General features: G+C 59.4%; 11 protein-coding genes. 5 read left to right on the forward strand and 6 right to left on the reverse strand.

Annotation, left to right across the window (positions count from 1 at the left end; translation table 11 throughout):
* The first annotated feature begins 19 nt into the window (after positions 1 to 19).
* The 5 genes from C7378_RS14350 to iscX are packed head-to-tail and all read left to right on the forward strand — an operon-like array spanning position 20 to position 3722.
* Entirely contained in the window at positions 20 to 403 is a 384-nt protein-coding gene (locus C7378_RS14350) for a HesB/IscA family protein (RefSeq protein ID WP_131998241.1), read from the forward strand.
* 14 nt (positions 404 to 417) lie between these two features.
* Positions 418 to 1116, forward strand: coding sequence for a Fe-S protein assembly co-chaperone HscB (gene hscB, locus C7378_RS14355; RefSeq protein ID WP_131998244.1), 699 nt, complete (start codon positions 418 to 420; stop codon positions 1114 to 1116).
* A gap of 7 nt (positions 1117 to 1123) precedes the next feature.
* The gene (gene hscA / locus C7378_RS14360; RefSeq protein ID WP_131998247.1) at positions 1124 to 3052 is read left to right on the forward strand and encodes a Fe-S protein assembly chaperone HscA; all 1929 of its coding nucleotides are present in this window, start codon (positions 1124 to 1126) and stop codon (positions 3050 to 3052) included.
* Positions 3053 to 3063: 11 nt separating this feature from the next.
* The gene (locus tag C7378_RS14365; protein ID WP_165876820.1) at positions 3064 to 3501 is read left to right on the forward strand and encodes a 2Fe-2S iron-sulfur cluster-binding protein; all 438 of its coding nucleotides are present in this window, start codon (positions 3064 to 3066) and stop codon (positions 3499 to 3501) included.
* 2 nt (positions 3502 to 3503) lie between these two features.
* On the forward strand, positions 3504 to 3722 hold the full coding sequence (gene iscX, locus C7378_RS14370) for a Fe-S cluster assembly protein IscX (protein ID WP_131998250.1): 219 nt from the start codon (positions 3504 to 3506) through the stop codon (positions 3720 to 3722).
* Between the two features lie 7 nt (positions 3723 to 3729).
* Here the strand turns inward: iscX and C7378_RS14375 are convergent, their stop codons facing one another.
* From C7378_RS14375 to glgX, 6 genes are all read right to left on the reverse strand, one after another.
* Positions 3730 to 4200: a YraN family protein gene (locus C7378_RS14375; protein WP_131998253.1), complete on the reverse strand. Its 471-nt coding sequence runs from the start codon at positions 4198 to 4200 to the stop codon at positions 3730 to 3732.
* Positions 4201 to 4256: 56 nt separating this feature from the next.
* Positions 4257 to 4772, reverse strand: a complete 516-nt coding sequence (locus C7378_RS14380) for a hypothetical protein (RefSeq protein ID WP_131998256.1) — start codon at positions 4770 to 4772, stop codon at positions 4257 to 4259.
* On the reverse strand, positions 4769 to 6652 hold the full coding sequence (locus C7378_RS14385; protein ID WP_131998259.1) for a CRTAC1 family protein: 1884 nt from the start codon (positions 6650 to 6652) through the stop codon (positions 4769 to 4771). The genes C7378_RS14380 and C7378_RS14385 overlap by 4 nt, the downstream gene beginning before the upstream one ends.
* Positions 6653 to 8821: a tetratricopeptide repeat protein gene (locus C7378_RS14390; protein ID WP_131998262.1), complete on the reverse strand. Its 2169-nt coding sequence runs from the start codon at positions 8819 to 8821 to the stop codon at positions 6653 to 6655.
* 130 nt (positions 8822 to 8951) lie between these two features.
* Complete coding sequence (locus tag C7378_RS14395) at positions 8952 to 10745, reverse strand: tetratricopeptide repeat protein (protein WP_165876821.1); 1794 nt, start codon at positions 10743 to 10745, stop codon at positions 8952 to 8954.
* A gap of 84 nt (positions 10746 to 10829) precedes the next feature.
* Positions 10830 to 12956 (reverse strand): glycogen debranching protein GlgX, encoded by a 2127-nt coding sequence (glgX, locus tag C7378_RS14400; RefSeq protein WP_243648272.1) that lies wholly within the window; start codon positions 12954 to 12956, stop codon positions 10830 to 10832.
* Positions 12957 to 12980: the final 24 nt, after the last annotated feature.

Consider the following 12980-nt stretch of genomic DNA (forward strand, 5'->3'; position numbering starts at 1 on the left):
CGAGCACCCGAGGAACAGAATGGCGACCGAACTGGCAGTGTTGAACGCGGAAAATATGGCGCCGAATCAGAAGGGCATCCAGGTGACGGAGCGCGCGTTGAAGCGCATTCGCGTTGCGATGGCCAAGGAAGGCGTTTCGCCGGTGGAGGGCGGGCTGCGGCTCGGCATCCAGGGCGGCGGCTGCTCGGGACTTAGCTACAACATTCGTTTCGACACGCAGCCGCGCGAGCGCGACCGCATTTTCCAGTTTGACGATATTCGCGTCTTCGTCGATCCGAAGTCGTTTCTCTACCTGCACGGCATGGTGCTGGATTATGAAGAGACACTGATGCGGCAGGGCTTCAACTTCATCAACCCGCATTCGACGAAATCCTGCGGTTGCGGTTCGTCGTTTTCGGCCTGATCTTCCAAAGCTAAATGCAAATCGCTGAACAACAATCCGTGAAGACGGCCTGCTGGTCGTGCGGCGCAGACGTGTCCGGCCCGCTGTGTGCGGCCTGCGGCAAGGTGCAGCCGGCGACGGAGCAGGACTACTTCGCTGTCTTCAGTCTGCCCCGCAGGCTCTCGCTGGACACTAAGGTGCTGGAGCGCGAGTTCTATCGGCTGAGCCGCAGACTGCATCCCGACCTTTACGCGCGCACCTCAGAGCTGGAGCAGCAGTGGAGCACGGAGCAGACCTCGCTCGTCAATGACGCGTATCGCGCGCTGAAAGATCCGATTGCACGGACGGAGTATCTGCTGAAGCTCGAAGGGATGGCGATCGGCGAAGAGACTACGGGCAAGAAGCAGCAGCCCCCCGCTGACCTGCTGGAGGAAGTCTTCGAGCTGAATATGCAGCTCGAAGAGATGCGCATGGGCGGCGACGATCCGCAGCTTCGCAGCGATCTGGAGAATGCGAAGAAGCAGTTTGAAGCGCAGCTGGCGCAGGCGGATGCAGACCTGGCGGCGCTGTGGGCGAAGTGGGATGGAGCGCTCGCCGAGGGAGACCTGACGGCGCAGATGGCCAGCAAGGAAGAGATGCTGGCGCTGCTCGATCGCAGACGCTATGTGCGCAACCTGGTCCGCGATGTGAACGCGGCGCTTGACGGGCAGAGCGGCGACGCTCCAACACCCTAAGGGATTCATGGCAGACGAACGTATTGTAGGAATCGATCTCGGCACCACAAATTCGCTGGTGGCTTTTATGCAGGGCGAGCACCCTGTAGTTATCCCCGGAGAAGATGGGGTAAACCTGGTGCCATCGGTAGTCGCGATGACTGGCGCGGATGCGCGGAGTTTTGTGGTGGGCAACAGCGCACGTAAGGCGCTGGTGGAGTCGCCGGAGCGCGTGGTCTATTCGGTGAAGAGGCTGATGGGCCGCGGCATTGAAGATGTGCACGAGGAGCTGAAGCTTTTTCCATTTCGCATGGCGGAGGATATCGGCCCCGGCGAAGTGCTGCGCATCAAACTGGGCGAGCAGCAGTTCACACCTTCGGAGATCTCGGCGCACATCCTGCGCCAGCTGAAGCGGAACGCTGAGCGCTACTTTGGAGCCCCGGTGGCGAAGGCTGTGGTGACGGTGCCTGCCTACTTCAACGATGCGCAGCGGCAGGCGACGAAGGACGCCGGGCGGATGGCAGGGCTGGAAGTGCTGCGGCTGGTGAACGAGCCGACCGCTGCCGCGCTGGCTTATGGCCTGGACCGCAAGAAGGAAGGCATTGTCGCGGTCTATGACCTGGGCGGCGGCACCTTCGACATCTCCATTCTCAAGCTGCAGGACGGCATCTTCGAGGTGATCGCCACGAACGGCGATACGCACCTCGGCGGCGACGATATCGATAATCTGCTGATCGCGATTGCTCTGGACGATATCCAGGGCGAGCTGGGGCTGGATCTTCGCGCGAATGCGGAGGCGGTGCAGGCTATTCGCAAGGCAGTGATCGAGGCGAAGATTGCGCTGTCGACGGAGACGACGAGCCGCATCAGCGTCGAGCTGCCGGATGGAAAGAAGTATCAACGCGAGCTGCCGCGCGAGGCATTCGAGCAGATCATCAAGCCGGTGATCGACCGGACCAAGGGGCCCTGCAGGCAGGCTCTCAAAGATGCGCAGGTGACGCCGGAGCAGATCGACGAAGTGGTGATGGTGGGCGGCTCGACGCGCATTCCGGCGGTGCGCCAGCTGACGGACGAGGTGTTTCACCTGGCGGCGCGCGGCAAGAAGCCGCACATCGAGCTGAACCCAGATGAGGTGGTGGCGCTGGGCGCAGCGGTGCAGGCGAACATTCTTGGGGGCGGCTCGGCAGCGACGGAAAACATGCTGCTGCTGGATGTGACGCCGCTTTCGCTGGGCATAGAAGCGCTGGGCGGAGTGGTGGCGAAGATTATTCAGCGCAACTCTACGATTCCGGCTTCGGCGACGGAGCACTTTACGACTGGCGTCGATGGGCAGACAAATGTCGCCATTCACGTGGTGCAGGGCGAGCGCGAGATGGCGAAGGATTGCCGCTCACTGGCGAGGTTTGACCTGAAGGGGATTCCGCCGATGTCGGCGGGGCTGCCGCGCATCGAGGTGAAATTTCTGATCGATGCGAATGGCATCCTGCATGTCTCGGCGCGGGAACAGCGCTCGGGGCAGGAGGCTGAGATCGAGGTGAAGCCGACCTATGGGCTGACGGATGAGCAGGTCGAGTCGATGATTCTGGAATCGTTCGACTATGCAGAACAGGACTTCGCCGAGCGGCAGCTGATCGAGGCGCGCAACGAGGCGGAGACGATCCTGACGGCGGTGGAGAAGGCGCCGGGGAATGCTGCGTGGCAGCAGCTGTCTGAGGAAGAACGGACGCAGATCAACATGCTGGCCGATGAACTGCGCGTGCTCAGGGAAACGGGCGAGCGCACGGCAATCCAGGCATCGACGGAAGCGCTGGACAAGGCTACGCGGCGCTTTGCGGAGTTGATGATGGATGCCGCGGTATCGAGCGCGATTGGCGGCAAGACGATGGATGCAGCCGGAGAAAACCTGGGCGAAGCGCCGACGGTGCCGCACCCGTTTGCACCGGCTGAGATCAAATAGACTGGAAGAAAATGAGCGAAGCTACACAGCAAGAGCAAACGATCGATTTAAGCAAGCCGCCCGCCGCGGATATGGTGCGCGTGACATTTATGCCCGAGGGTAAAACGGTCGAGTTCAAATACGGCACGATGCCGTATGACCATCACGGCAAGCCGATGTCGTTTCTGGATGTGGCTGAGAACTATGGAATCTTCCTCGACCATGCGTGCGGCGGCGCCTGTGCGTGTACGACGTGCCACCTGTGGGTCAAGGAAGGCGAGCGGGGATTGAGCGAAGCAGATGAAGACGAGCTGGACCGGCTGGACCTGGCTGCCGACCTGCAGCTGAATTCGCGGCTGGGCTGCCAGGCAGTGATTACAGGGCCGGGGAGCTATGTTGTCGAGATTCCCAAGTGGAACCGGAACTATGTTTCAGAAGGCAAGCCGCTCGCGCTGAACGAGGAGAAATAACGATGGCCCGCGAAATCACCTGGAATGACTCGGAAGAGATCGGCATTCAGCTGCAGGAGAAATTTCCTGATCTTGATCCGCTGACGGTTCGCTTCACGGAGTTGCACAAATATGTGACGGAGCTTGAGGGCTTCTCCGATGAGCCGGCGAAGTCGAATGAGTCCAAGCTGGAAGCCATCCAGATGGCGTGGTACGACGAGTACCAAGACGCGCAGGGTTGAGTCCCACCTACCGCCAGTCAAAGGCGCTGATAAAGTGCTCGAAGGCTGGCGGCTTTCCTTCTTCAAAATAGACTGACAGAATATCGAAGCGAGCCGGCACGTTCGCATCCGGCAGCTGCCTGACGTAAAGACGAGCGAGCCTGCGCAAGGTGCGGCGCTTGTGTTCATCGACTGCTGCCTCGGCGGTGGCGATGTCGCGCGTGGTGCGCGTCTTGACCTCGACGAAGCAGAGGATGTCGCGATCCCAGGCGATGAGGTCGAGGTCGCCGGGAGCGCGTCCGGAGCGCCATCCGTGGGCGACGACGGTGTAGCCGAGCCTGCGCAGATGGAAAAGCGCGGCGCGCTCGCCACGGCGGCCAGTGGCGAGGTGCTGCGGCTGGCGTGCGATGCGCGGGGCGGCGGCGCGGTGGCAGCGGTCGAGAAAGCCCTCAAGCAGACGCAGGCGGATGGATTGCAGTGTCGGCACCTTAGCTGCCATTGTGCCGTACGCGGGGAGCATGAGGAAACATTCTTTTTTTATCTCCCGAAGAGTTACTAGAAGAGATTTCCTGCGATCATCCGTGCCAGCCGTTCGAATTGTTCAGACTGGAGGGCTCGTGCGGCGGGTGAGGATGGTCGCGTGGTTTGCATCCATTGCAGGGTGAAGGTCCGGTCTCGAACCCTGCTGGTGATCTGCTCTACATGGAGGCCGTGCGTCTGCCTGAGATCGCAGCGCGATGCGTCGTTGCCGATGCCCCTCAGCGGCATGCTGCTGCCCATGCAATCACGCGTGCGAGTTGCAGCATCCCTTGCAGCGTGTGCTGCCGGTGTGATCGTCAACCGAAGCTCCGCCCTCGAGGAACCCTGCTGATGAGTGAAGGAGCACATGGTGTCTTCATCATTTGCGGAGAGGGTTTTAACCTCAGGCAGGCCTCCGAGCAGCGTGGCTGCGGAAGCGCTGTTCAGCCACTCGCAGGCTGGCTGTGCCCAAGCGTTGGCTGCCGGGACAAGAAGCGCAGCCGCTGCCAGGCCGCAGGCTATTTTTCGCGACCGCTGCAGGAGGATTCTCACGCCTGCTTCATCGCCTGCGTTCCCAGAATTTTCCCACCCTCTTGTATGACATAAAGCTGATTCACATCGAGATCCTTCAGTTCATCTACCTGGCCGCTCAGCCAGCGAATCTGGACAGAATCCACTTTCTTCGCATCCTGCAGGCCGAAATGCATGCGCAGATCGTTCTGCGAGAAGTAGCTGCCGCCACTGCGAAGCTCATCGATCTGCACGAGCGGCCGTGACGCATCGGACATCGTTTTCGCCGTGACTGTGACACGGCTTCCGATGCCGGTACGGTTTGACTTGACGCCAACGAGCTTGACCTTGATCCAGTTGCGGTGGAGGGAAGAGTCGCAGCGCAGAAGTTGAGGGATGGTATTGATGCAGTTGACGGCGATGTCGATATCGCCGTCATTGTCGTAGTCTCCGAAGGCGCAACCGCGGGCAGGCGCGTTCTCGAGTATGCCCGGGCCGCCTTTGTCCGTCACCTCTTCAAACCTGCCGTTACGAAGATTGCGGTAGAGATACTTGTGTTCCGCATAGCGAAGGTCAGCCTTGGACAGATCCACTTCAGGGTAGACGTGGCCGTTGGACATCAGGATGTCGAGCCAGCCATCGTTGTCCATATCGAAGAAGCCGACGCCCCAGCCAAGCAGGCGGGTGTTGACGCCGAGGCCCCCGGGATAGGTGCGATCTTCAAAGTTGGCCCCGCCCAGGTTGGTATAGAGCGAGTCGGTATCGCCCGCGAAGTTTGTCTTGACTACATCGAGGTTGCCGTCGCGGTTGTAGTCCCCGATGGAAACGCCCATGCCTGCCTGCGGTTTGGCTTCGGCTGAAAGAGCGGCTCCGGCCTCAATGGCCATGTCCTTGAAGGTGCCGTCTTTCTGGTTCATGTAGAGGGTCGCAGGAGCTGAATCATTGGCGACGTAGATGTCAGGCCAGCCATCGTTGTCCAGATCGGATGCGGCGACGCTGAGCCCATAGGTTCCGACCGCGGTCCACATGCCGGATTTCTCGCTGACGTCGGTGAAGGTGCCGTTTCCGTTGTTGTGATAAAGAATGTTTTTGCCGCCCGGAAGCCCCGGAGGTCCGCAGGCTACCAGGATGCCCTTATAAGTACACGGGCCGTCGGAGGGTAAGGGCGCTGTCTTCAGATCCATGTCAACATAATTGGCCACAAAGAGATCGAGATGGCCGTCGCGGTCATAGTCTACAAATGTGCAGCCTGTATTCCAGCGCGTCTTAGGGCCCGGCTGTATCAATCCAGCTGCCTCGGTGACATCGGTAAAGGTTCCATTGCCGTTGTTGCGATAGAGAGCGTTCTGGCCATAGTAGGTGACGAAGAGATCATCGTGGCCATCGTTGTTATAGTCGCCTACGCAACAAGCCTGCCCCCAGCCGGTGCGATGCTCCAGGCCAGATCCTTTGGTGACATCGGTGAAGGTGCCGTCGCGGTTGTTCTTGAAGAGATGGCAACGAGGCTCCTGGCCCGCGGGAAAGCCTTCGAGTCGCCAGCCGTTGACCAGAAAGATGTCGAGCCAGCCATCATCGTCGTAGTCGTAGAAGGCGAGTCCGCACCCTGTGGTCTCCAGCAGGTATTTGTTGGTGTGCTGGCCGCCATAGATGGTTTCGACTCCGATGCCGGCCTGCTTCGCTACATCGACAAAGCTGACGCCGAGTGGCGTTCCCTCAATCGGAGATCGGGGGCCCGGCGGAGGTGGCGCAGGCTTTGCATCGTAGCTGCGCTCCATCGGATGCTGGGGCAATCGATTGGACTGCGACTGCTGCGGAGGCAATGCAGCGGCCATGATGTCAGCAAAGGGGAGCACCAGAGCGGTGCGGCTAAGGGATACCAACAACTTTCTGCGGCCCTGATCCAAATCACATTCTCCTGTCATTCAAGGTTGCATCTCGCGGTGCACATGCCACGGCACACTCTCTGTCGATATCTCAGGGTGCTTACGAAGGTAGTCGAGCGAATAAGTCGGAGCGCCGGGGTCAATCCTCTTGGTAGCGTAAAGGGCGGCCTGTTCGGATGCTTTGCTGTTCATGCCAAGCCGTCGATAGAGAACGGCAAGGTTGTAGTGGGCGGTCAAGTCATCGGGGTCGATGGACTGGAGCGCCTCAAACTGCTTGACTGCTTCTCTGGGCTGGTGAGCCTGATAGTAGGCGATACCCAGCTCCCGGCGTGCATCGCGCGCCTCAGGAAACTGCGCAACCACCTGCTGCAGGTCGGCTATCTCGGCTTCAGGATGGTCCTCACGGCGTTCGACGATGGCGAGATAGTAGAGGGCGCGGGCATTGCTGGGATGCAGGGCAAGAGCATGCTCAAGCGGCGCGCGTGCATCAGCATATTTTTCCCACTGGATATAAGTGAGGGCAACATTGATCATGCCGTCGTCGTAGTCGGGACGCAGGCGAAGCACTTGTTCAAAGGCGTGGATAGAATCTGCGTACTGCTCCTCATCAAGCAGCGCGATGCCAAGGTTGTTCCATCGCATCCATTCGGGATTATCCTGCGGCGTTGCAGTCTGGGGTGAGTTCTCGCCTATGTTGAGCGTCCGGGTCTTCGAGGCCATTTCGACTACCGGATAATCCGGATGATCGGGACCGAATACATTGTTCAGATAGCTCTGGCGCAAATGGCGATAGTTGACGCGAGCCGTGATTGTGAGCGGGCCTTTGACTGCGGCAGGAATTCGGAATTCATATCGCACCAGCGCTGAACGGCCTGGTTGAATCGTATTGTCATAGGCCACGGAGTGGATACCCCACACCTGATGATTGTCGACAAAGTCGCCGTGGAGATTGACGGGCCGGTTGGTGAAGCTGTGCGCGCCGGGGTCGAGCGTGCCGTCCGGTCGCAGATATCCGCTGCGATAAAGGATGGAGCCACTCGCATCGCTGACGGAGAACTGGACCCACGCCTCATACAGATCGCGCACTTCAGGAACGAGGGAGTGGCCAATGTTCTTGTTCTGCACGACTATGTAGACCTGTATCGTCTCATTTGCCGGCAATTGGAAAGGCACAGTGCCGAGAGGTGCAATCAGGCTGGGGCCGGATGCTTCCTTGATGGCAAAGATGTCGACGTTAAGGTAGTTCCCGGAGCGCAGGAACGCTTCTGTCTTCTGTAGTTGCTCGTCATCGCCATAGTAAAAGGGAACCGCCGTGTTGCCAGCCAGCCAGCGATGCGATGCCAGCATGCCATTCTTCGCTCCATAGTCAGGCACGCTGATCTGCGTGCGCTTCATATGGCAGCCCTGGCACGGAGTGTAGTCAGCGGTGTAGAAGACGAGAGGGTTTTGCTTGGAGAACTTGGAAGTCTGCCATTCATCATAGGTGGTGAAGGCCCTTATCCACTTGTACTCGTTGAGGCTGGCGGGAAAATTTGCCTTATGGCATGCGGCGCAGAACTTGGCGCTCCGATAGAAATCCTTCATCACGGCTTCAGAGTGGCGATCGGTGTTCGCAAGTATCTCCGCATAAGGAACTTCCCCGGGGATCGGCTTGCCCTGTGCGTCTACTATGGTAGCGGGGATGCCCATGACATAGCTTCCATTCCCGGTGAGCGGCTGGAGCTTCTGAACGGAGTGACAGGTTGTGCAGGTGACGCCGTCATCTTCAAAAGAGCGGTCCATATTCGCAGCAGGATCCAGCGCGCCTGCAAGAAGGCCTGCCGGGTTATGGCAGCTGTCGCAGTGGCGTGCGTAGGCTATGCCTTTTGTGTTGATGAGGAGATTGACGCTCTTGCGGTAGAACGGCGTGCGGAAGGAGTTGGAGTGAAGCGACTGCCGCCACTGCTTGTAGGCCTCCGCATGACAATGGCCGCAGTACTCAGCTGAGATGAACGCACCCGGCGGAATAAATTGATTGTCGACGGAGACGGCGTTGCCTGGCGCGGAGATTTTATCTTTACCAAAGGGATAGGTGTAAGTCTTGTTTACTTTGTCAGAGTAGCTGCTGGTCGCCTGCGCGAGCACTGGATGAGACTTAACTTTCGATCCTGCGAGGCCCGCGACAGTCATCGCGGCGAAAAGGAATGCAGCGATGCGAGCCAGCTTCATAGCAGGGAAAAGTGCGGATACTGTGAATTTTCTTTCGCGGCGACTTGGCGCTCGACCTTCATACCAGTAAGGATTGTACGCTGCGCTCTCTGAGGCTGGCGGTCACGGATTGCGGCAACCGTTGTCGAGTTTATCGTTCATTTAAGCTGCTCGCCTTTCTGCGTTCCTGCGCGGCCTCGACTGTCCTGCCGTTCCGTTCGAGCGCTGTCGCGAGACCGAGGTGTGCAGCGGCACTCGACGGATCATCCTTTATGGCCTGCTCAAAATCGGCGAGCGCATCGGCGACGCGCCCTTTCTGCAGCAGAGCATTGCCGGAGTTGATGGCGATCTCCGCACGCTGCTTATTCATTCCCTGGCGAGTGAGGTCGGCGCCGATCTTGCGCTGCTCGATCGCCTCCGCCGTCTGCCCCTGCTCGGTCAGTACGGTGGCGAGGGTGAGGTGTGGGGCCGGCTCGTCGGGCGCCAGCCTGATGGCCTGCCGCAGCGCGGCGATGGCCTTTGCCGGTTGATTCAGATTGCGATAGACGGTACCCAGCGTCGCCCATCCATCTGCATTCGCCGGGTGCAGCTTGAGCGCGGTCTCTAGGTTACCTGCCGCGTCCTGGTAGCGGCCGTCCTGCAGATAGAGCATGCCGAGGGCAAATGGATATTCGGAGGCAGCGGGATCGAGCCTTTCGGCGGTCTTGAATTCCGGGATCGCATCCGCATCGTCGTCTTTAAGTTTGAGTGCGAGGCCCAGATCATAGTGCATCTGGGGACTATCCGGGTTGTCTTTGAGGCACAGCCTCAGCTCGCGAGCGGCGTCGTCCATCTGGTTCATCTGCAGATAGGCAGCGGCCAGATTTTGATGCGCTGTTGCATCATGCGGAGAGGTCAGCGCCGCGCGCTGCAGCAGCGGGATCGCGTCCACGGCATGGTTGGTCTGCAGGAGTGCAAGTCCAAGATTGGTGAGGGTCTCAGCGTTGTCCGGCTCCGCCTTCAGTAGTTGTTTGAAGAGCGGAATCGCGGCCTCCTCCTGGCCGTTGCGCTGCAGCGCGGCTGCGAGGGCATACTGTGTCTTCGGCAGAGAAGGATTGAGTGCCAGCGCTTTCTGCAGCACGGGTATGGCATCGGCATCGTGCCCTGCGGCTACCAGCGCGTTACCCAATTCGGCATAGCCTGCAGCCTCCTGCGGGGCAAGCTGGATGGCGCGCTGCAGTTCCACGATGGATTGCGGTAACTCCTTCTGCATCCCCAGCACGACGCCGAGATGCAGATGGGCGACGGCGAGGGAATTCTGGAGCCGGATGGCGTGCTGAAACTGCGCGGCAGCAAGCGGCCACTCCTGTTGCTGCGCATAGAGTGTGCCGAGCGCATCCCAGAGATCGGCATTCTGTGGGGCTGCCGCTGCCGCGCGCTTCATCTGCATGATTGCGGCCCTGTCCTGATGCGTGGCGGCAAGGGACCGCGCATAGGCTGACAACAGGTAAGGAGACAGCGTGCGGGTGGGACTGTTTGCGGCTTTTGAGCGGGCCTCGGCGTCGAGTTTCTCAAAGAGTGGAAGAGCTTTTCGATACGAGCCCGTCTGTTCGTAGGCGAGGGCCAGGTTGGTCTGGGCCACGGAGTCGCCGGGCTTCTGCGTGAGGGCCTTTTCGAGTTCCACGATACCGCGACGAGTTTCGCCCGTGCTGACGAGAATTGCGCCAAGAGCGCTGTGGCCCTCCTCGATTTGGGGAGCGAGCTTCACCACTTTTTCAAAGTCGGCCCGCGCACCGGCAAGATCACGCTGCGCAAGAGCGGCTTGGCCGGCCCTGTAGGCAGTATCCGCCTGTTGCAGACGGGGGGCGGCTGCGGTCATTTGCGCAGCAGCCGGGAGGGCCGCCCCCGTGCCTAACAGGCCGGCGATGATCCCGACCCAGAGAAGATTTCCAGTCCTGCAGAGCATTCGCGGTGTTTGCCTGCTTCCGCTAACCACCTTAGCCGCACCGCCGGCAATTGTCATCCCTGGCCGCCAACGCTGTCTTTTCGATCAACCGGTGAGGAGATATGCCAGCGAGCTGGTGTCGAGCGGCGACGGGATATTAACTAGCAGCACGACCGATCTTGGATGCACCAGATAGGTCGTCTCGGTGACAGGAGAAAGCGCTCCGAGGGGAAGGCCTTCCGGTATTTTGCGTGCCGTGTCCACGATTCTGTACCACAAGCCACTGCCGGGCCGCGTCAGGGGAAGTTCAAATCGCAGAGGTTCCCAGTAGGCACTCAGGATGAAGTGGAAGGCGTGGCCGTCGTCTCGATACGCTGTTCCCGCGAGGGAGTGGGAGTTCACGGAGTTGTCGGGCTTGCCTAGCCCCACTCCGTGCCATTCCAATTTTGCGCGATCGAGGAACTCCGAGAGAGTGAGCACCTCACCCCGGCGTGCACGCATGAAGCGCTTGCGATAGTGAATGAGAAGACGCACGAAGCGATGAAGCTCAGAGTTTGACTTGCAGAGGTCCCAGTCGAACCAGCTCACCTCATTATTTTGGCAGTAGGCGTTATTATTGCCCTTCTGCGTTCGTCTAACTTCATCTCCCATCAGCAGCAGCGGCGTTCCGATCGAAAAGAGGGTGATGGCGAGCGCATTGCGAATCTGCCGTGAGCGTAATTCCTCAATCTTCGGATCGTCGGTGGGACCCTCGATGCCGCAATTCCAGGAGAGATTGTCGAGAGTGCCATCCTGATTATTCTGGAGATTGGCCTCATTGTGCTTCTCGTTGTAAGAGACAAGATCGTTGAGGGTGAAGCCATCGTGGCATGTTACAAAATTGATGCTCTGGTCGGGCGGATGACTGCGCTTGGCATAGAGATCGGGGCTGCCGAGCATCCTCTGCTTGATGTTCGCTATGATTCCGGAATCGCCTTTGATGAAGCGGCGGAGATCATCTCTGAACTGACCGTTCCACTCCTTCCACTTGTCTCCGATGAAGGAGCCGACCTGGTATAAGCCAGAGGCATCCCAGGCTTCGGCGATCAGTTTTGTTCCTGCAAGCACAGGATCAGAATCGATGTCCCAGAGAACCGGTGCATTGGGCACGGGGTTGCCGCGCTCGTCGCGAGATAAGACGGAGGCCAGATCGAAGCGAAAGCCATCCACGTGCATCTCTGAAACCCAGTAGCGGAGGCTGTCGAGAATCATGCGGCGCACGACTGAAAAGTTGGCGTTGAGAGTGTTGCCTGTGCCGGTGTAGTCCTGGTATTCGGAGTAGTCCTGAGACAGGATGTAGTAAGTGTGATTGTCGAGCCCTTTGAAGGAGAGCGTCGGGCCGTCGTCGCCGCCTTCAGCGGTGTGGTTATAGACGACATCGAGAATGACCTCGATGCCGGCGCGGTGAAGAGCCTTGACCATGTCTCGAAACTCATCGAGACAGCCCAGTGGGTCGGGACGGGAGCTGTATCCGAAGTGGGGCGCAAAAAAGGAAACCGGAGAATATCCCCAGTAGTTTTCGCGGCCGGGAGGAGCATCTTCCGGATCGAATTGGAAGACCGGCATCAGCTCGACAGCAGATATGCCGAGGTCCACGAGGTATGGAATTTTATCGATGACTCCGGCATACGTACCGCGCCGGTCGGCAGCCACTCCTGAATTGGGATTTCTGGTGAATCCGGCCACGTGCATTTCATAGATGACGGTCTGGCTGAAGGGATGGTTCGGCGGGTGATCTTCTTCCCAGTCATAGGAGGACAGATCGGCGACGACACTCTTCATCGCTTCTGCACGATTGTCGCCCGGAGCAATGGCCGCAGCGCGCCGATACTCCGTGGGGTCGATGGCTCTTCCATAGGGATCGAGCAACAGCTTGCCCGGATCGAACCGATGGCCGGGTTTCGGCGGGCTGGGCCAGTTCATGCGCCAGGCATAACGCTGTCCGGCGCGTACGCCGGGCACGTGAACATGCCAATAGTGGGTCGTGCGGTTCTTCACTGGATCAAGCAGGATGAGTTCGTCAGCGCCTTCGCTGTTGCAGAGCAGAAGCTCGACACTGGTTGCGTGGGAGGAGAAGACGCTGAAGTTTGCGCCGTTTCCGCAGAGGGTAGCTCCCAGTGGAAATGCGACGCCGTTCTCTACTCGTCTGCCGCTTGTCAACCTGCGTAGTCTTTTTGCTGCAAAAGTCGACACGTTGCCAGACCTCGGCTGGATTCT

It is taken from the genome of Acidipila rosea (genome assembly GCF_004339725.1).
GTDB classification, from domain to species: domain Bacteria; phylum Acidobacteriota; class Terriglobia; order Terriglobales; family Acidobacteriaceae; genus Acidipila; species Acidipila rosea.